The sequence below is a fragment of the Shewanella electrica genome (assembly GCF_022321485.1).
Lineage (GTDB): Bacteria > Pseudomonadota > Gammaproteobacteria > Enterobacterales > Shewanellaceae > Shewanella > Shewanella electrica.
The window spans coordinates 186,942-207,159 of record NZ_JAKOGG010000005.1 but is presented as its reverse complement, the minus strand read 5'-3'; the positions used below and the strand labels follow the sequence as shown (position 1 = coordinate 207,159).

Annotated in this window: 17 protein-coding genes; 9 read left to right on the top strand and 8 right to left on the bottom strand. The window is 49.1% G+C overall.

Annotated features, from left to right (window positions below; translation table 11 throughout):
* Nucleotides 1–155: 155 nt before the first annotated feature.
* Together htpX and cctA are read left to right on the top strand one after the other, a co-directional pair.
* A complete protein-coding gene (gene htpX / locus L9G74_RS09895) occupies nucleotides 156–1,022 on the top strand; it encodes a protease HtpX (RefSeq protein WP_238896144.1) in 867 nt (288 codons plus the stop codon).
* A gap of 329 nt (nucleotides 1,023–1,351) precedes the next feature.
* Nucleotides 1,352–1,705 (top strand): tetraheme c-type cytochrome CctA, encoded by a 354-nt coding sequence (cctA, locus tag L9G74_RS09890; protein ID WP_238896285.1) that lies wholly within the window; start codon nucleotides 1,352–1,354, stop codon nucleotides 1,703–1,705.
* A gap of 707 nt (nucleotides 1,706–2,412) precedes the next feature.
* On the opposite strand, the gene L9G74_RS09885 is transcribed toward cctA, so the two are convergent.
* A complete protein-coding gene (locus L9G74_RS09885; RefSeq protein ID WP_238896143.1) occupies nucleotides 2,413–4,257 on the bottom strand; it encodes an AAA family ATPase in 1,845 nt (614 codons plus the stop codon).
* Between the two features lie 876 nt (nucleotides 4,258–5,133).
* Between L9G74_RS09885 and L9G74_RS09880 the strand changes: the two genes are divergently transcribed.
* Nucleotides 5,134–5,895: a substrate-binding periplasmic protein gene (locus L9G74_RS09880; RefSeq protein ID WP_326521513.1), complete on the top strand. Its 762-nt coding sequence runs from the start codon at nucleotides 5,134–5,136 to the stop codon at nucleotides 5,893–5,895.
* Between the two features lie 474 nt (nucleotides 5,896–6,369).
* Here the strand turns inward: L9G74_RS09880 and L9G74_RS09875 are convergent, their stop codons facing one another.
* Nucleotides 6,370–8,214, bottom strand: coding sequence for a DUF885 domain-containing protein (locus tag L9G74_RS09875; protein WP_238896141.1), 1,845 nt, complete (start codon nucleotides 8,212–8,214; stop codon nucleotides 6,370–6,372).
* Between the two features lie 371 nt (nucleotides 8,215–8,585).
* Between L9G74_RS09875 and L9G74_RS09870 the strand changes: the two genes are divergently transcribed.
* From L9G74_RS09870 to L9G74_RS09850, 5 genes are all read left to right on the top strand, one after another.
* Nucleotides 8,586–8,840: a hypothetical protein gene (locus L9G74_RS09870; protein WP_238896140.1), complete on the top strand. Its 255-nt coding sequence runs from the start codon at nucleotides 8,586–8,588 to the stop codon at nucleotides 8,838–8,840.
* A gap of 72 nt (nucleotides 8,841–8,912) precedes the next feature.
* Complete coding sequence (locus L9G74_RS09865) at nucleotides 8,913–9,593, top strand: hypothetical protein (RefSeq protein ID WP_238896139.1); 681 nt, start codon at nucleotides 8,913–8,915, stop codon at nucleotides 9,591–9,593.
* Nucleotides 9,594–9,671: 78 nt separating this feature from the next.
* Nucleotides 9,672–9,989 (top strand): DUF7677 family protein, encoded by a 318-nt coding sequence (locus tag L9G74_RS09860; protein ID WP_238896138.1) that lies wholly within the window; start codon nucleotides 9,672–9,674, stop codon nucleotides 9,987–9,989.
* A gap of 53 nt (nucleotides 9,990–10,042) precedes the next feature.
* Complete coding sequence (locus tag L9G74_RS09855) at nucleotides 10,043–10,438, top strand: hypothetical protein (RefSeq protein WP_238896137.1); 396 nt, start codon at nucleotides 10,043–10,045, stop codon at nucleotides 10,436–10,438.
* Between the two features lie 375 nt (nucleotides 10,439–10,813).
* Entirely contained in the window at nucleotides 10,814–11,104 is a 291-nt protein-coding gene (locus tag L9G74_RS09850; protein ID WP_238896136.1) for a hypothetical protein, read from the top strand.
* A gap of 89 nt (nucleotides 11,105–11,193) precedes the next feature.
* Here the strand turns inward: L9G74_RS09850 and L9G74_RS09845 are convergent, their stop codons facing one another.
* From L9G74_RS09845 to L9G74_RS09820, 6 genes are read right to left on the bottom strand one after another with little or no spacing between them, the layout of a single operon-like run.
* On the bottom strand, nucleotides 11,194–12,795 hold the full coding sequence (locus L9G74_RS09845) for a BatD family protein (protein WP_238896135.1): 1,602 nt from the start codon (nucleotides 12,793–12,795) through the stop codon (nucleotides 11,194–11,196).
* Between the two features lie 23 nt (nucleotides 12,796–12,818).
* On the bottom strand, nucleotides 12,819–14,906 hold the full coding sequence (locus L9G74_RS09840; RefSeq protein ID WP_238896134.1) for a vWA domain-containing protein: 2,088 nt from the start codon (nucleotides 14,904–14,906) through the stop codon (nucleotides 12,819–12,821).
* Nucleotides 14,903–15,889, bottom strand: a complete 987-nt coding sequence (locus tag L9G74_RS09835; RefSeq protein ID WP_238896133.1) for a vWA domain-containing protein — start codon at nucleotides 15,887–15,889, stop codon at nucleotides 14,903–14,905. Before L9G74_RS09835 ends, L9G74_RS09840 begins: the two co-directional genes overlap by 4 nt.
* Nucleotides 15,883–16,470 (bottom strand): DUF4381 domain-containing protein, encoded by a 588-nt coding sequence (locus L9G74_RS09830; RefSeq protein WP_238896132.1) that lies wholly within the window; start codon nucleotides 16,468–16,470, stop codon nucleotides 15,883–15,885. The genes L9G74_RS09835 and L9G74_RS09830 overlap by 7 nt, the downstream gene beginning before the upstream one ends.
* Before the next feature lie 2 nt (nucleotides 16,471–16,472).
* The gene (locus L9G74_RS09825) at nucleotides 16,473–17,408 is read right to left on the bottom strand and encodes a DUF58 domain-containing protein (RefSeq protein WP_238896131.1); all 936 of its coding nucleotides are present in this window, start codon (nucleotides 17,406–17,408) and stop codon (nucleotides 16,473–16,475) included.
* Nucleotides 17,408–18,364, bottom strand: coding sequence for an AAA family ATPase (locus L9G74_RS09820; RefSeq protein ID WP_238896130.1), 957 nt, complete (start codon nucleotides 18,362–18,364; stop codon nucleotides 17,408–17,410). Before L9G74_RS09820 ends, L9G74_RS09825 begins: the two co-directional genes overlap by 1 nt.
* Before the next feature lie 542 nt (nucleotides 18,365–18,906).
* Between L9G74_RS09820 and fadI the strand changes: the two genes are divergently transcribed.
* A complete protein-coding gene (fadI, locus tag L9G74_RS09815; protein WP_238896129.1) occupies nucleotides 18,907–20,217 on the top strand; it encodes an acetyl-CoA C-acyltransferase FadI in 1,311 nt (436 codons plus the stop codon).
* Nucleotide 20,218 lies beyond the last annotated feature (1 nt).

The window sequence follows — 20,218 nt, the reverse complement described above, 5'->3', positions numbered from 1 at the left end:
TGGATTAAGTTGTACACCCTAGACTTGCGCCTAATTCTGAGCATCACCCCGCTTAAATAATATTTAATTAAACACACCTTGAATTACTGCAATTTAGACATATTATGTCTTTCAAGGCGATTAAGTCGTGGTGAATATTCTCCATAGGAGTTTATATGAAACGTGTAGTGCTATTTCTGATAACTAACTTGGCCGTGATGGTGGTACTGTCGATTGTTATGTCAGTACTTGGGGTCAATACGCGTACTACCGGTGGTTTACTGGTGTTCGCAGCAATTTTTGGTTTTGGTGGTGCTTTTATCAGTTTGGCAATGTCCAAATGGATGGCAAAACGCTCCATGGGGTTAGAGGTTATCACCAACCCACGTGATAACACTGAACGTTGGTTGTTGGAAACCGTGGCACGTCAAGCGCAGCAAGCTGGGGTGAAGATGCCAGAAGTGGCTATTTACCAATCGCCAGAAATGAACGCTTTTGCGACCGGCCCGAGTAAAAACAACTCATTAGTGGCTGTCAGCTCTGGTCTGCTTTACGGCATGAATGCCGATGAAGTAGAAGCGGTGCTAGCGCATGAAATGAGCCACGTGGCGAACGGTGACATGGTGACCCTGACCTTGATCCAAGGCGTGGTAAACACCTTCGTGATCTTCATGGCGCGCGTGGTGGCAAATATCATCAGCAACTTCCTGTCAAATGACGAGGAAGAGGGCGAAGGTTTAGGCGGCTTGGCTTACTTTGCGGTAGTGATCGTACTGGAAATTCTGTTCGGTATTCTGGCCTCTATCATCGTGGCGTACTTCTCACGCATTCGTGAATACCGTGCCGATGCTGGCGCCGCTACACTCGCTGGACGCAGCAAAATGATTGCCGCACTGGAACGCCTGCGTAATGGCCCTGAAACCGGTGAAATGCCAGCGAACATGTCAGCCTTTGGTATCAACGGTAAACGTTCAATGGCGGAATTGTTAATGAGCCACCCACCGTTAGAAAAACGTATTGCCGCGCTTAAAAATGCAGCATAACCACTAAGTTAAGCTATGCTTACCAGAAGAAGGCCTATCCAGGCCTTCTTTTTTTGTTGTAATTTAGTAAACCATGTAAAAAAGCATTACTATCTGTTTTATCAGCTAAATTTATTGTAAATGCCAAATCGAATTCGGCATTAAGTTGATTTAGCGCACATTTTGGTTTTTTATAAGTTGTTAAAGTATCGCGGACTGATATTTAGTTTCGTTACTTGCTCCGAGCGGGCAAGAAAAATGTGTAAAAGTCGTGCTTTCAACTACAACTGGACTGGAGTCAACGTGAGTAAAAGAACTCCGCCATGTTGTATTACCGGAGGATTAATATGGTGAGCAAAAAAATTCTTGGCGCTCTGTTCGGTGCAGGTTTAGCTGCAATGGCCCTGTCTACAGGTGCTTTCGCAGAAGAACAAAAACTGGCTGAGTTCCACGTAGAAATGAACGGCGGTTGTGATTCTTGCCACAAAGATGGTTCTCCATCTGCAGATGGTGAATACGAATTTGAACAATGCCAAGGTTGTCACGGCGGTCTGGCTGATATGGACGCAGTTCATAAACCACACGATGGCATGCTGAAATGTGCTGATTGTCACGCTCCACACGATATGAACGTAGGTCAACACCCTACTTGTGAAGCTTGTCATGACGACGGCCGTACTCCAGAGAAAATCCTGGGTAAATAATCTCAGCGAACTGGAACGCAATGCCGGCATTTATGCCGGCATTTTTTTTGCGGCTGCGCCTTGCAAACTGCGTTTGCCAACATCGTGAGCTTTCGCGCTCACACTGCGTCAAGATTTATCACTGCGTGATTGCAAGCTGTCGCTTGCAGAGATTTATGGCTGGCGCCATACCCAAACTTCGTTTGGAAAGTCGTGGAACTGCTCGTTCCACGCAAGAGGACAAGGGGAATGGTGTTGCCTGTCAGGTTTGTTTTTGAACGTTGCACAGTTCTTGGCTGAAAAGATTTATCACTGCGTGATTGCAAGCTGTCGCTTGCTAAAGTCGTGGAACTGCTCGTTCCACACCAGAGCCAAGGGGTAATGCTCGTCCCTTACCCCTTGGATCCCCGAGGACGCCCCGACGTCGCGAAACGCTACGGCGCTTCTGGTTTGCCATTTTCGCAAATCGCTCTGATTCGTCATCCGTGACTCACCATCGCTGCTCGATATCCATATCTCGCTTGCTCAATGTCTGCCCAACGCTCCTTCGCCGCGCCGAGGGGAATTGGTGTTGTCTGAAAATCATACTTTTAAATTTTTTACTTCTGTGTAGAGTTGAGTTAGATGTTTAATTGAAAGATCTAATATTGATACATAAAAGAGTTTAAATTGGTGTTAGATTTATATTAACCTTTTTAGTAACATTTCCATCTAATCCTCTTCCTCGTTTACTCCGTAGCTTGCTTAGCTAACTTCTCCCTAGTTTCAGCCTCCTCGATCGCTTTAATGGCTGTTTCTATGTAGGATAATAATTCCATTAGTTTCCCTTTATCTATCGAACTATCCATTTTATCAGTTATTTCTTCTATTTTTACTCTTAATTTCTTAATGCTGCTGAATTCTGGAGATAGGTATTGATAGATATTATTTGCCTTATATCTTTCAGCTAAGTGTTGCCCAAAAATAATAGATTCAGTAATGGACCAATTCTCTTTGATTCCAGATGAAACTTTGCCCAAGTTAAATGTGTTTAAAAAAGGCTTGTAATCATAATTACGATAAATATCTGAGCTAACAGCGTCCCATGACTGAATGAACATGTTTTCTAATTTTGATGATTTATTCTTCTTATCAAATTTTTCGATAATTGGGAATATCTCATTATGTAGATTTTTTACTTCGTTGCTCGATAGGCGTTCCTCAATGTTACGCATGAAATATCTATGTACTATTTCGTCAGCGTCGTTGAATGTTTTAAAGTCATCTTTTTTGGCTGCAATCTCTCTGGCGTTAGATATTATCTTTTCGATATTTCCATCTATGTAGCAATTGTTAATCAAATAACAGTATGCGTCGAGAGCTCTGATCCAATCGAAGTACGTTCTATCCTGAGGGTTATCGATAAATTCCTTTGTTTTTCCAATTGCGGAACCAAAGTACTCTGCACTCATATTCCCATTCATAAAATGAAAATTAATTATGCTGTCTATGGGATTTGTTAAAAGAGGAATATTGAATTCTTCAATAAAATGTTCAGGTAATCTTGTCAACCCGAGGCTATAGTTCACTAAAGATTTTGTGATACTAATAGGAGTACGACTCATTGTTCTAACGAGTATATTTGATTTTTCATTATCTAATAACTCAGTAGGGGTACTGTTATTTTCAGGTGATTGATCGCTATATACATCATCGTCGGCTTGATTTGTTTTATTTTCAGCATAAGCTTGCAAAACTTTTGCTGGAAGCCCGCATACAAAATGAGCATAGCAAATGCGAGTGATATTACCAATTAGGGCTGCGAGAGCATTGGGGCGATCTATTGAATCTGCTTTATTAACGTAATGCTGTACAGTAGTATATACTTGCAAAATGCGTTGTACAACGCGAAAATTTTCTAATTGTAGTTCTTCGATGGTATTGGTTAATGTTTTTCTCACCACATCACATAACAGGTCTTGATATTTGTTATCGACAAAATTTATTAGGTCAACTGCTGTTGGGTTGATTGAGACTCTATTTAAAAAGGTTTTTTCTAATGTTTGTAAGTTCTTGATTTGTTCAATGTTTGCTATGGCAATAATCCAAACATTTGTGTTGTTCTCTGCAAAGTTTAAACTCTCACCAAGAATTTCATTTATCAATTTTTCACTGGATGCTCTTTCGAGATCGTCGATAATAATGTTTACATTATTTATCGCTTTCAAAAGTTTATGTTTTACAGGTTTAGCTAGGGCTCCCATTACAGTATTAGTGATGCCGCCGTCACCCAAAATTCGAGTCGCGCCACCGACTATACTCTTTGCGGAAGATGCCCATGCAGAGGTATTTGAGTTGTTTGAATAGCATAGTGATAAAATTTTATCTCTAAAGTCATCTAGGCTAGTTAATCCATATGCGGAAACGTAGTGGACCCTTTTCTTACTGTCATATCTTCTTAGTAATGGGGTTAATTTTTCTTTTGCCAAGTAAGTTTTGCCACTTCCCCAAGCTCCTGAAAGTAATACGATAGTGGGGAAACTCGGATCTTTCAGAAAGTCCACAATCTGCTCGCTAGGTGTTTTTTGGTTCAACTTTCCATTCCTTAATTACATAAAAAATCACTTTAAATTTTCATCACGTGAGTCGAGGAGCCATTACTTTTATATCGAAACGAGCCACTAGGTTAAAGCTCAAAATGTCTTCTACTGTGTAGGGAAACATAGCGCGTAGCTGTTTGACTAACAATTGGTTTATATCTCATTAGCAAAGTATCTTTCACGAAGTTAAATGGTTGGGGGATGAGTCGTTACCTATCCATCGCTCTGCTAAGTTCAGCACTACTCACATCACCCGCTCACGCTCTCGTCGAGGAATCGAACAGGTGACATCAGCTACGATGAGTGCAGCAGTCGGTACTATGGTAATACTCGAAAATTCACTCCGTATCAAATGGAGCACTCACCAATTTAACCCAGCTAACGCACTGAATTTTCGAGTAACACCAATTCCCCTCGGCGCGACGAAGGTGCGTTGGGCAGACATTGAGCAAGCGAGATATGGATATCGAGCAGCGATGGTGAGCGATGGACCGCGAATCAGAGCGGTTTGCGAAAATGGCAAACCAGAAGCGCCGTAGTGTTTCGCGCCGTCGGGGCAGCATGGGGATTTAGAAGGGCGAATACTCATCTACGATGATTGTGCTTATGAGCGCGAGCCACGGATGGCGAGCTGGCCGTTAGACATGGACGTCATTCGAGGCTGGTCAGTCCCCTTGTCCTCTGGTGTGGAACGAGTAGTTCCACGACTTTCGCAAACGCAGTTTGCAATCACGCAGTGATAGTTAATTACGCCTTGTATGTTTGGCATGACATTAGGATTTGGTTTAATCGGCTGATTTGACCAATGGCTTTTGACAAAGCATCTACGGCGGGTAAGACTTAGCTCATGAGTTTCAACCAATCAAATGCATGCGTAATTTGAGATATCTTCTGCTCTTCACGTTCATTTTGCTGCATAGCAACCTCACGTGGAGTCAAACTCGGTTAGAGTTTGCTACGATGCAGTATCCCCCTTATATGCAGCAAACTGGTGCGACGGTGCAAGGGCTCACCATTGATATGGTCAACGAGATATTCTCTCGAATGAATCAACCGATTCAATATCGGTTTTACCCTTGGGCTAGGTCTTTATATCTTGTTGAAAATAAGCAAGTTGATGGCTTGTTTACCATAAAAAAGACCGACGAGCGTGAACAAACAATGCTGTTTCCCAAGCACCCGTTGCTCACTCAAGATTATGTGTTTTTTGTCTTAAAAGGCTCTAAAGTCAAATTTGATGGCGATTACGCCTCGCTGGCGAATGCCAGCATTGGTGTGGTTGATAGAACCTCCTATGGCAATAGATTTGATACCGCCGTTAGAGAAAACACCTTTAAACACCTAGATGTAGCGGTAAGTTATGAACTGACGTTTAAAAAATTGTTGGCGGGCAGAATGGACACGGTTATCTGTAGCCGTTTGGTTGGTATTCACATACTTAAACAGCTTAATGGACTTGATCGCGTGACCATTAGTGGACCACCCAGTGAATCTGCGGTGAGTTATCTTGTGTTTTCTCGAAAGCCAGAAAATATTCCGCTGGTGGAGCAGTTTGATAAAATCGTGGCCGAGATGCAGCAAGATGGCACCATGGACATTATTTTAAGCAAATATGATCACCAACTTGATTAAATAAAGATAAATTCTCTTAGGTCAACTTATTAATAACGTGTGGTTTTTTCTCTCATTAATAACCGACTAACTAAGCTTTATTGACCATTGTTCTCGTTGTTCTATTGCAGGCATCTGCTCGGCAGAACTGTCCGGTAATTGCACCTTATTCCAGCCTAAACCCCACGGCATTATGCTGAGATATCTGTACCCAGTTTCACCGCTTTTGGCGCTAACGTTCATCTGTATGTTTGGCGATATCAACGTGGCTAATATGTTGCTACCCACGATGTATTGTTTGCAGCACGATTGCCCAACGTTTTAAATGAGGTTATCGGCGAACCCATCTGGTGGAATGATCCATCCCAATTATGCAGTGAACGGTGTCGGCGGGATTGTGTTTGATGTCGACGAAGCAGTATCACCGCATCGACACAGCAGACGACTTTGCGGTGATACTCACTGATGAAAGATTGTGGTTACTTACTTATCGCCTCACACCTTATTTACACTGGTAATCCATTGATTCACTTGGTCTTCTAGGACATCCAGCGGCAGTGCGCCGTTGGCTAACACCACGGTGTGAAATTCACGAATATCAAACTTATCGCCCAGCTTGGCTTTGGCCTTGTTTTTCAACTCGATGATTTTGTTCATGCCCACTTTATAAGCGGTGGCTTGCGATGGCATAACGATATGACGTTCAACCATCTTCACGGCATCTGATTTGGCGTTGGGCGTGTTTGCTTCGTAGTAGGCGATGCCTTGTTCTCGAGTCCATTTTTGTGCGTGAATACCGGTATCCACCACGAGGCGGCAGGCGCGCCACAGTTCCATGGCTAAACGGCCGAAATCGGAATAGGGATCATCGTACAGTCCCATCTCTTTCGGGAATGCTTCGCTATATAACCCCCAGCCTTCAATGTAGGCAGTGTAGCCGCCGAATTTTCTAAATTTAGGAATGCCAGTAAGCTCTTGGGCGATGGCAATCTGCATGTGATGCCCCGGAATACCTTCGTGGTAGGCCAGTGCTTCCATCTGATATTTTGGCATGGCCGCCATGTCATAAAGGTTGGCGTAGTACATGCCGGGGCGTGAGCCATCGGGCGCGGGGCGACTGTAGAAGGCTTTGCCAGCGGATTTTTCTCTAAAGGCCTCAACGGCTTTGACTTCAATCGCCGCTTTGGGTTTGACCTTAAATACTTCATCCAAACGAGTGCGCATGTCGTCAATCATTGACGTGGCTTTGGCAAGATACTCGGCTTTGCCCTCGGCGGTGTTGGGGTAATAAAACTGCGGGTCATCGCGCATGAAGGCAAAAAATTGTTGCAGTGACCCCTTAAAATTCACTTTGTGCATAATGGCGCGCATTTCATCATGGATGCGAGCCACTTCTGCGAGACCGAGGGCGTGGATCTCTGCGGCGGTCATGTCAGTGGTGGTGGTACGTGCGAGTGCGCGGTTATAAAAAGCTTCACCGTCTGGCAGTTTCCACGCGCCATCACGGGTATCGGCTTTGCTCTCCAGCGTTTTAATGTAAGCGATGAGTGCTTGATAAGCAGGGGCTACCTGCGACTGCAATGCTGCTGTGGCTTGGCTGAGTAAAGCGGCTTGCTCTTGGTCACTGATATCCAGTGCGGTGACTTTTTTGCGGAAATCGGCCAGCAATGTGCTGTCTTCACCGTCATCAAATGGCGCACCGGTGATGATGTTCTGGCTGTCGGAAAGCACGTAAGCAAACACAAATTTAGGGGCGATGATGCCTTTGTCGGCCCGCACTTCCAGTGATTGTTGCAACTGTTTCAGGCGTTTGGGAACGCCGTTCAAGCGGCTGATATAGGCCTTCGCATCACTGACGTTAGTGATTTGATGTTGGTTAATCAGGAATGAGGCGATCATTGAGTGGCCGCCGAACATCTGATTTACCGGATAGTTGTGATAGCGCCATTGATAGTCGCTGATGGCATCATTAAGGCTTTGTTTGATTAACCGCAGGCTGAGCTGCGTTTGCGCGTCGAGCTTACTGGCGTCGATTTGGTTGACCTGTGCAAGGTGCTGTTTATCGCGCGCCAGCTTGGCGGCATCGGCGCTGTCACCGATATCATCCCATTTGTCGTAATCCTGTTTGATGCCCATATAGGTTTGTGACACTGGGCTGGCCATCACGTCTTCCATAAAGATGGCATCAAACAACGCGTTGGCTTTTTCTGACTCACTTTGCGCCGCGGCGGTGAGTGACTGCTGGCTGTCGGTTGCCGTTGGCGCTGCGGCATAAACTGGCAGGGTCGCTAAGGTCGAGAGGGCGAGTGCAATAATACTGATGTTGGTTTTTATTGGCATGTTCAGACTTCCTTAGGGGCTGTTGATCATCAGTGGATTCTAAAGAAGCGCGGCGGCAGAGTATAAAGAGAATTGTTAACAAATGTATTACCAAGCAACTGGGTTTGTAACATTTGCTGTGCGTGTCGAGGCGTTATGAGTGGCGGTTGAAGTAGGCACTTTAGAAAGGCAGATTAAGCGATAATCTTGCCTCTGCGGGATTGCTACGGGCCGCTATCGCTTCACTGTTGTTTATGGGAGTCTGGTTGGCAACCGTTTGCGGATGGCGTATCTGCCAGTAAGCTGCTAAATTGCCCGTCTAGCACGCGGTTACACATCGGCTTTCAATAGCAATAACTTGATGTGTTTAAGTTAAAAAGGATTTTTACACGGTGAATAACCCCAATGGATTTTCCTACCAACAACAGCCACCGCTTGAACCAGCACTGCAAGATCATGTTTGGTCAAATCGGGCTGAGATTAAGCAGTGTGAGCAGTGCCGCGCATGCGATACCCGAATCCCCGCGATGGTGATGACTCCGTGGCAACACGGCCTATCGGCGCTCAGCCCAAATGAGGCGCTTGCTTTGGATGCGGCCGCTGGGCTGAATCCAATCATTACCTCGATGCGTAATAACGCTGTTTAAGCCGCTGCGGGCGTTGCATGTGCACTCGTCATGCAAGCTGCGTTTTCATCAGTCTGACTAAAAGTATTCATTATGATTAAACCCTTATTGACCGCCTTACTGCTTATGACTTCCACTGCCGCGATGGCGAATGACGATGCTGACGTCGTTGGCCGCTATCGCCTTGTGAATCAAATGGAGGCGGCAGCGGAACTGTCGCTCAAGCAAGATCACACCTTTCAATGGGGCATGATTGTGGGCAGTGCGGATCTTAAGGCCAACGGCACTTGGTCAGTTAACGATGGCGTGTTGGAGATTAAAACGCCTGAGCGACCAGCGCTTACTGGCTCACCTGAGTTTGTGCCGTTTACTGATGATGATATGAAAAGGATACGGCAAGTTCCCAGTAATTTTTGGCAAGTGGTTGTGGCTGTCAAAGGCGTTGGCGGTGTAGCCGATATTGCGGTGGTGGTGGAGACTCGCGACCATAAACAGTATCAAGCAACCACTGAACTCAATGGCCTTGCGACGGTATTTAAAGACGACGGCGAGCAATTAGCGCGAGTGGGCTTACGTTGGATCAATGATAGTGCGGATTACACTTGGTTTGATGTGCCCGAGCGACAAGTTGCCAAGAAAACGGCCGCCTTTTGGGTTACCGATCCGCAGTGGGCCGCCAAGCAGCCATTTGAGCGACTGGAATTTACTGTGGAAAACGATTTGTTGATTTCCACTTCTGACAATATGACGTATCAAAAAATACCATCGCGGTAGATATGCGATTGGGCACTTGCCTTAGTTGCTGAACAATGGATTGCAACTAAGGCGCGAATGTTAGGGTAATAAATAAAAATGAAATTAAGTCATGATGTTAGTGGCGCATTCAGAACCTTTGCCTACTTTATGGCAAGCGGCAGCCACTACATGCTCAAAGATGTTGAATATCTCGATCTTTATGGCGAAGAACCTAGCGCAATTGAAATGGCTTTTGCCATTTTTGCCAATGTGTTAGAGATGGATGCGCAAGGTCAGGTGGTCAACTTCACTCATGCACAAAGACGAGCCACGGATTATATCAAGTCTTATTGCGACCCCGCATTTGTGGTGTCGCCACCTTTTGAAGACTGGGAGTTAACGCTGTTTGGTCCGCCAGACACACAGGGCAAATAACAGGCGGGGCGTATTGCCTCGGCACTTTGTATAACAATTCTTAAAGCAGCGATATGAAAACAGCATACAGCACCTTAATGTTTATTTCCGCGCTCAGCTTACCTGCCATCGGCGCAGAATGTCCGGCGCAAAATTTTGAAGATTTTGCCTATGACTTTATGGAACATGCTGATATTCAAAAACGTTACACCCAATTGCCGTTGCGGGTTGTGCAGGGCTCTGGCGATCCAGATATTGCGCCCACAGAAGAGATGATGACCGCTGCACAACTCGATTTTCCCATTGTTGAAAATCACGCAACAAGAACGCAATTGGGGTATCTCTATGTCATTGAAGACCCCTTAACAATCCGGTTTTTTACTGCTGGGACTGGCGTGTTAATTCGGTATAAATTTCAGCAGCTAGACAGTTGTTGGCAACTTATCGCTAAAGAAGATGATTCAATGTAGTTTTTGATCGTCAACTGGATGATGCGGCACGGCCAACACTTAGCTTATCCATCTCGGTGGGGCGTGGACTACGGCTTCATCTTTTTGCGGAAGGCTCGCCATTCGCTGCTAAGTGGCTTGGCACTGTTCTTTCGCTGCGTATCTCTCCCAGTATTGAAATGGCTTGCGGCATTGTTACTGCAATACTTTGGCGCAATCTCGCGTATAGTCGTGAGATGATGCCAAAACAAGACGCTGAGTAGCGGGTTTACGCTATGCGCCTGCTGGGCCTACGTTTTACAGCAACGCAGCGTGGCACAAATATCACGGGCAAGTTTTTCTAAATTCAGCCGCTGTTTGAGGCGTTAATCAGTATCACTATCAGGAACGAAATAGATGAACCTAGATAAAGCAAAAAAGCGTATTGCCAAGTTGGTCAGCCGAGGTTTTAAAGGTTACCCGTTAGTGTCGATTGCGTACTTTGGTGACACGCCAGCGTTAGCCACTCATGTGGTTATCTCCTTTGTGGCGGAAGAGGGGGCAGAACCGCAAGTGCAAAAGTTTAACGCTAAAACCGATGTGAGACATGATGAAAATATTCAGACGGTGATTGTCAAAATCATCGAGCGAACCGATGCACAAACCATCTCGGAAGCGGCAGGCGTGGCGCTATTAGCATCTGCTTAACGCCGTATTACTCAGCCATTATTGACGGCAGTTTTCTATAAAAAAGCCACCTCTGCACGAGGTGGCTTTTATGTTTCACTCACAATGTATCAGGGATTGAGCGACATCAAGGAGTCGCTGGATTTTTGCTGCTGTTTAGCGCTTTTAAAGCTGGCGAGTTGTGCCTTTAACTGTTGGAACAGCGCGGCGGTATCCACTTGCTGGCGACTGTATTGCGCGGCTTGAATATCACTCACGGTTTGCGCCAACTCAGGGGCAATGTGCGGCAGATTGTTCAAGGTCACTTCTCGGCCAGTAAACGCGGTTAAATCTCGCAGTAGCGCACTGAGCACTTCACCGCTATTTTGCGCCGCAATGGCACTATCGAGCGAGTGTGGTTGTTTGTTGCGCGCGCCGCCACTGACGTTGCTGTGTACGTGCACGTGCGCCGGCCGTTGGCGCGCCCGCCACCACAGTAGCACAGTGCCTAACCACAGCAGGGCAAACAGTGCCGTGGTCCATGGCCAGATACCGCGGTCGGCTGACGCCGTTTGGGGGCCACCGTCGATAATCGGCGCTGGCGCGTTGGCTGCCGCTTTCACTTTGAGATGGCGCGCCGGTAGGGTGGCCACTTCTTGTTTTTTAAGATGCGGGTTCCACCAAGCCACTTTGACTTCGGGCAGCGTAAACTCGCCCGCTTTGGATGGAACAACCGCCACGGTCTGCGTCAGTTGCGCCACCGATTGCCCGCTGCGCGCCATGGTTTTGCGCTGCGGTTTTTCTGGGTAGCTTTTCATGCTTTCAGGCAGTGAAAGCTGCAGATCTGGCAGGCTGGTTTCATCGGCGTTTGAGGCAAGTAGGGTAATGGTGCGGGTGATGGGTTGACCCACCTCAAAGGTTTGCTGATCTTGCCAGTTTTCGTCCAGCGTGACTAAGTCTGCCACCAGCCAGTTGCCCACGTAGCTGGCGGGCTTAGGCAGAATGTTGACCGACAAGGTCTCACCGTGCACGTCCATTGGTCGACTTTGTTGGAATGAGAACATGCTGTTGCGTGTCGGCGCATCCACCAAAATATCGCCCGAGAATACGGGGCCGTTGATCTCAATCTTGCCTGGAGTGTCAACCACCATGCTGTAGTTGCGTTCAATCACACGGAAGCGCCGACCGTTGACAATTTCGTTGCCGTCTTTGTCATCTCCGATCTGTTTGAACTGCACGCCATCAGCTTTAGGTGTGGAGAGCACACCGCGTTGAAAATCGACCGCTAAGTAAAGTTTGATGGTGTACGTCAGCAGTTGTCCAACATAAGCTTCATTGTTGGAAATGCTGGCTTTGATAAACAGGTTTGACTCTTCGGTGGCCGGTTGGCTGGCACCATCAACTACTTTCAAATCAATCGGTTCTGATTTAACGCCGTTAATCTCAAAGGCGGGGATGGTCACTATGCCTTGGTGTTTGGCTTTGAGCAGCACGCGCCAATTGGTCTCTTTGTGGGTATCAAAGTTAACAATTTGCGTACTACGGCTGACGGTGGTGCGGCCAACGACAAAGTCGTGCAGCAGCGCCGAAGTATCTAAGGCATTGCTTTCCAGTTCATCATCCGCCGTGACGGTCAGCACTAAGTATTCGTTTTCCATGGCCGGATTGCGGTCGACCGAGGCTTGTAACGCGCTAAGTGCAAAAGCATTGAATGGCAGCAGTAACACTGCCATGAGTAAAAGGTATCGTTCGACTTTTACCACTGTTGTTGTTCCTTGGGTAACTGGCCGCGTTGACGGCGTTGTTGATATTCCAATTCCATTTTATTGCGCAGCAGAGCGGATGGATCGTCTACCACGGCTTTGAGTGCACGGCGCATATCTTCTGGCAGGTCGTCAGGGCTAATCTGTTTAGCTTGCACCGTACCCGCATCCGGATTTTGCTCGTTAGCGTCGGGGGCTGGGTTAGTCTCTGCTGCGCTGCTGGCGGTTGCTTGGGCTTGGTCGTCGCCGTTTGCTGCTTGCTGCTCACCAGCTTCAGGCTGTGCTTGCATCTGTGGCGCTGGTTGTTGCTCATCGCCGGTGGCATCATCAGCTTGATTGGTCGCTGAGGCTTGTTGCTGCTGTTGAGACTCGTCGTTTGCGCTATCGTTTGATTGCTGCGCCTGTTGCTGCTGATTAGCACCGTCCTGCTGCTCGGATGATTTATCGTCGCCTTGCTGACCTTGCTGACCTTGCTGACCATTTTTACCATCTTGGTTCTGCTGGTTCTGCTGGTTCTGCTGGTTCTGCTGTCCATCTTGGCCCGATTGTTTATCACCTTGCTGCGATTGATCGCTGTTTTGCTGCTGATCATCACCAGCGTTTTGCTGGTCCTTGTCCTGCTGGTCTTGGTTGTTTTGGCCGTCTTGGTTGTCTTTGCCATTTTGGCCTTTATCACCGTCCTTGCCATCTTGACCGTTTTGCTGCTGTTGTTTTTGCTGCTTAGCCAACTGTTCAGCGAGTTTTTGGTTGACCTTAGCTTCCGGCATATTCGGGTCTTGCGCCAGCGCTTGGTTGTAGCGTTTGGCAGCTTCATCGTATTTACCTAACTGCATCAACGCATTGCCTTGGTTGTAGTAACCTTGGGCGGATTTATCATGCTCAAACGCATCCAACGCGCCTTGGTAATCACCGGCTTTATATTTTGCCGCACCTTGCCATGCACTATCTTCAAACTGCTCGGCGGCATTGCTGTAATCACCTTGATTAAACGCCTGCGCGCCTTGCTGGTTTTTGGTTTGCCACAAATCATCCCAAGTGTTGGCTTGGGCAGGTTTGGGGACCAGCCCTAGTGTTAATGGCAGTAACAGCAGCGCCATTAGCGGTAGGCCGACACGAAATGCTAATAACAGCGGTAGCAATAACAGCAGCGCCAGATAGGGTCCCAGATCAATCCAAGTATCACCTGCCAACGAGGTGGCTGCCGCGCCTGCGGCTTTATCGCCTTGTTCAAGCCAAGTGCGCAGTTTGTTTAGGTCACTGCCGTCATTACTGTACGGGAATAAGCGGCCGCCAGTAGCGTTGGCGAGTTTGTTGAGCTGACTAAAATCGGTGTTGGGCACCACCAGATCATTTTTGCTGTCACGCATCAGTTGGCCGTTAGGCAACTTGATTGGCGCGCCTTGAGCGGTGCCAACTGCCAAAATATCTAAGTGGTATTGGCTGCCTGCTAAGGCGGACTCTGCGGCATTAAGTTGATCAGTATTCACACCATCGGTGACCAGTATGATGTCGCCTTTGATATGGCCGCCTTGCGCCAACAACTCTTTGGCTTTGTCGATGGCTTTGGGGAGATTAGAGCCGAGCACTGGCATGATGTCAGGGCTTAAGGTCGGCAACAGGTTGAGTAAGGTGTTGCTGTCACGAGTTAGCGGGCTGATCACAAACGCATCTCCGGCGTAGGCAATCAGGCCCGTTTCACCATCTTTTAGCCCTTTCAACAGATCGGTGGCACGAAAGCGCGCTTGGGTCAGCCGATTGGGGGTGACATCGGTGGCATACATCGACAACGACATATCCATCAGTAACACGCGGCCTTCGCTGCTGGCAAATACGGGCAGCGGTTTTTGAAACAGCGCCGGGCCTGACAGTGCAACAATAGCGACCAGACAGCTGGCGGCCAGCCACGGCAGATGCGAGCGCTTTTCGGCAACACCATCGTCAATCAGATTGGCGGCCAGATGCGGTGCGATATACCGGTTCCAGCTGGATTGTGCTGGGTTTTTCTTGGCGAAAAAGTACAGCAGCAGTGCCAGCGGGATCAGTGCCCAAAACCATTCAGGGCGCATAAAATGCAAACTCATGAGCGACTCCCTAAACGCGCAGAGGCGGGTAGCATGCTGGCTAATCCTTGTAACATCAGCAATAACAAGGCGATGCCGAGCGGCCAGTAGAACAGTTCTGACTGTGGCCGATAGCTGAGTGGATCGCGGCTGATAGGTTCCAACTTATCAATCTCTTGGTAAATGGCTGCTAAATCTTTTGGATTACGAGCGCGGAAATAACGGCCGTGGGTGGTGTCGGCAATGCGTTTGAGTTGCTCTTCGTCCAAGTCGGCCGATGGGTTAACCCGCTGCACACCAAACAGGGTGCGTTGTTCCATCACATCGGCACCAATACCAATGGTGTAAATGGTGACATTGCGTTTAGCGGCAATGGCACTGGCTTGATCGGGTGAGATACGGCCGGTGTTGTTTGAGCCGTCAGTCAGCAAAATCAACACGCGATTGCTTTTTTCCATCTGGTCAAAGCGTTTTACCCCGAGCGCGATGGCATCACCGATGGCGGTTTGTTTACCGACTAAGCCGATTTGCGCTTCTTTGAGATACTGCGCTACCGAGCGGCGGTCTTGCGTTAGCGGGGCTTGCAGATAAGCGGCATCGCCAAACAGGATTAAGCCGATACGGTCACCGGCGCGGCGCTCGATAAAGTCGCTCACCACGTTTTGGATCACGGTAAAGCGATCCACGGTTTTGTTATCTAGCACCATATCTTCAATCTGCATACTGCCAGATAGATCCACCGCCACCATCAAGTCGCGGCCTTTGGTCGGCAGCTCAATCGGATCACCCAACCATTGTGGGCGGGCAATGGCGATAACCGCCAAACACCACAGCAGCCACAATAACCACGGCCGTTTGCTCTGCTGTGTGTGGCTGGCGTTACCGGCGTAACCCGCCACACCGGGCAGATGCAGTTGGCCGCCCGCCAGTTTTTTCGGCTTACGGCGAATAATCAACGGCAGCGGCAGTAAGATCAGCAACCAAGGCCAAGCTAAGGTCAGCATGTGGCCTCCTTAGCGGCAGCATCGCTGTTGGCTTGATTGGTGGCATTCATCGCGGCTGACTCACTGCTCGCCTGCGCCATGCGTTGTGCCAACGGTTGTTGGTAATACGCTGGCGCATGTTTGAGCCAGCGGTGGCACAAGGCGATCAGTGTGCTGCCATCCACTTCACTGCCGGGACGGCGATAGCGGTTTGCCAGCAGCTCAGCAAATTGGCCGCGTTCGGCGGCGGGCAATACCGCATCTAAGTAGCGATACCACGCGTCGTCAGTTAATGCTGCCACTTGTTGGCGGTCACCGTAACTGATGGCGGTGCGCTTGAGTAGCGCACTCACGTGTACCGCCAGTTGTGGCTCTTGGCTGTCCAGCTGTTGCAGCATCTGCAACGCCGATTTCGCTGCGGCCGCATGCTGACGGCGACGGCGTAAAACTCGGATTGACCAGACGATAGCGATAATCAGCAGCAGCAACGCCACCACGATCAACGCCCACCAACCGGGCGCTAACGGCCACCAGCCGATGTCGGCGGGTAGCTGAATATCTTGCATGCCACTGAGGGCAGGATTAGCAGAGGGAGAACTCACACTCATCGTAACAAATTCAGTTGTTGATTAAGGTTAATACCCGCATCAATGCGGCGTACTGTCGCGCCTAACGATTGCATCATCAGCTCAAACTGTTGCATCTGCTGTTGTTGCCGATCGCGCCATGCATCATAGCTGTGGCGATCTAATAACAGCGATTGGCCATTGTCTTTCACTGGTAGGGCAAAGCGCTTGGGCAAGCTCAACTCGCCGGTGCGCAGCGGATCAGACACCACAAAGGCGGCAATATCGCTATGGCGTTTAATGGTGGTTAGCGCTTGCAAACAATCATCACCAAAGCCGAGACCGTCGGTGATAATCCACACCAGCGAACCCGGTTTGGCGATACGGGCCAGTTGGCGGCAGCTGTGCGCCATCAACTGCTCAGGCGGTTGACTGTTAGGGTGGTTGAGCTGGGCGTTGTGCACACTGGTGAGCGCAGAAATCAGCGCCAGAATGCCGTTGTCGCGGGCGCGAGGTTTGAGTTCGCGCTGCTGTTTGTCGGACACAATCAAGGCACCTAAACGGTCACCTTGTTGAATGGCATTCCAGCCCAAGGTGGCGGCTAAGTGTGCCGCTTGCACGGCTTGCAGCAATAAGGTGGAGCCGAAATAGAGGCTGTGTTTCAAATCGACTAACAGCAATACCGGCCGTTCACGCTCTTCCACAAACAGTTTGGTGTGTGCTTTGCCGGTACGGGCGGTTACGCGCCAGTCGATGGTACGAATATCATCGCCTTGCTGGTAATGCCGCACTTCGGCAAACTCCATGCCACGGCCTTTAATCAAGCTGCTGCGATGGCCAGACATCGCCGCCCGAGCCCGTGCTTTACGGTCGGGCAGGGCGCGCGCTAAGCCGCGGCAGGCTAACAATTCGGCTTCGGTCAGATGAACACCATCAGCAAACTGCGGCAGTCGTTCATTGATTGCTGCATTCATTAGGGCACGGCCACCTGACTAAGAATATGGTTGATCACTTCATCACGGCTGATGCCTTCCGCTTGTGCTTGATAGCTCAGTAGTAAACGATGGCGCAACACGTTTGGCACCACGGCTTGAATATCTTCTGGCGCGACAAAATCACGTTCCTTCAACCAAGCACGGGCGCGGGCGCAGCGTTCAATCGATTGGGTGGCGCGCGGGCTGACGCCGTATTCCAACCATTTCGCCAGCTTGTCGCTTACGCGCTGCGGCTGACGGGTGGCGCTGATGATATCAACAATGTAGCGTTCCAGCGGCTCGGCCAGATAGATCTCCAACGCTTGCTTACGGGCGGAGAATACTTCTGTCTGTGGAATGGGCGTGATGCGTTCAATCTGCTTGGTTTTGGCTTCAGTGCGCGACAGGCGCATGATTTCCAGCTCAGTTTCTGCCGATGGATAATCCAAGTTCAAGTGCATTAAGAAACGGTCTAACTGGGCTTCGGGCAGCGGATAGGTGCCTTCGTTTTCCAGCGGGTTTTGTGTGGCCATGACCAAGAACAGCTCGGGCAACTTGTAGGAGTGTTTACCTACGGTGACTTGGCCTTCGGCCATCGCTTCCAACAGCGCCGATTGCACTTTGGCTGGGGCGCGGTTGATCTCATCGGCCAGAATCAAGTTGTGAAATATGGGGCCAGCTTCAAACTCAAAAGTACCGGTTTGCGCACGGTAAATATCGGTACCGGTCAAATCGGCGGGCAGCAAGTCTGGGGTAAATTGGATACGGTGAAAATCACCTTCAATGCCATCACACAGCGCTTTTACTGCGCGGGTTTTTGCTAAACCTGGAGGGCCTTCCACTAATAAGTGACCATCGGCAATCAGGGCGATTAACAGGTTTTCGGTGAGCGTGGGTTGCCCCAAAATAACTTTATCGAGATAGCGTCTAAGCGCATGAAAACTGCTGAGTGGCATATGAATTATTCTCTTGCATTGGACGAGCATCGCAGCTCGAAATCATGTTACTGTGCCTTGCGTTAGCCGATTGAAGTACAAAACACTTTAAATTAAAAGTTAAACTTTTTTCAGGAATCTCGTCGGGTTTAACACCCGTCTATGGCCGCCAAATTGCCATTGTATTTTGGCGCTAGATAGCACATAGGCGCGGCGTGATTGTGATTCCAGACTCTGTACCATATTGCACTGGCGCGCAGATGTCTAAGGGAACCAAAGCCAAACTTATCACGTCCATATAGCGGGTGCTTTTACATGCCTTTACTGGCGGGCATTGTAGGCTTCGACAGCTTAAGTGATTTTTAATTTCATCAACTTATGCTGACTGTCGACTAATTGCTCATCAAAAAATCTAAACGACTGTTTAAAACCTATTAATAAAAAGCTAGAATCAGCTCACAGTTTGATGGTCAGACCTGTTATAGACGCGTCGCGGCCATCGATGCATCGCATAGATTCACTTGTTCCTCAAACCGGGAACACTCAGTGGAGAAGGACAACGAATGAGTGACAAACAACAGGTAACCAACGCGCGCGGCGAACGTATTGCCATTGTGGCCGGTTTACGCACACCGTTTGCCCGCCAAGCGACGGCCTACCACGGCATGTCAGCGCTCGACTTAGGCAAAATGGTGGTAGCAGAGCTACTGCAACGTTGCGAACTCAACCCTGCCATGATTGAACAGCTGGTTTATGGTCAAGTGGTGCAGATGCCTGCCGCGCCCAATATTGCGCGTGAAATCGTGCTCGGCACCGGCATGCAAGTGAGCACCGATGCTTACAGCGTGACCCGCGCTTGCGCGACCAGTTTCCAATCGACCGTTAACGTGGCCGAAGCGATCATGTGCGGCAATATTGATATCGGCATTGCCGGTGGCGCTGACTCGTCTTCGTTATTGCCAGTAGGTGTAAGTAAAAAGCTGGCGATTGCGTTGCTGGATTTGAGCAAGGCGCGCAGCCTGTCACAACGGTTGAAAATTATCAGCAGCATTCGCCCGAAAGATCTGCTGCCCGTACCACCTGCGGTAGCTGAATACTCCACTGGCTTGTCGATGGGGCAAACCGCCGAGCAGATGGCGAAAACCCACAACATCAGCCGTGCTGACCAAGATGCATTAGCGCATCGGTCGCACACGCTGGCGAGCAAAAGCTGGAGCGAAGGCAAGCTCAAGCAGGAAGTGATGGTGGCGCATGTGCCGCCGTACAAAGGGTTTATCGAGCGCGATAACAATATTCGTGACAACTCCACGCTGGAATCATACGCCAAGCTCAAACCGGTGTTTGACCGTAAACACGGCTCAGTTACCGCCGCGACCAGTACGCCGCTCACCGATGGTGCCTCAGCGGTGTTGATGATGAGCGAAGGCAAAGCCAAAGCGCTCGGTTATCAGCCGATTGGTTACATCAAAAGTTATGCCTTTACCGCCATCGATGTGTGGCAAGACATGCTGATGGGGCCATCTTACGCCACGCCATTAGCGCTGAAACGCGCCGGCATGCAACTGGAAGATCTCGACTTGATTGAGATGCACGAGGCCTTTGCGGCGCAAACGCTAGCCAATATTAAGATGTTCGGCTCGAAAAAATTCGCCGCCGAGCAACTGGGGCAATCGCGCGCCATTGGCGATATCGATATGGACAAATTTAACGTGCTCGGTGGTTCCTTGGCTTACGGCCATCCATTTGCGGCGACCGGCACGCGCCTGATCACTCAAGTGTGTCACGAATTGAAACGCCGTGGCGGCGGCACAGCACTGACCACCGCCTGTGCGGCTGGTGGTCTTGGCACCGCGATGATTTTGGAGGTGGAGTAAT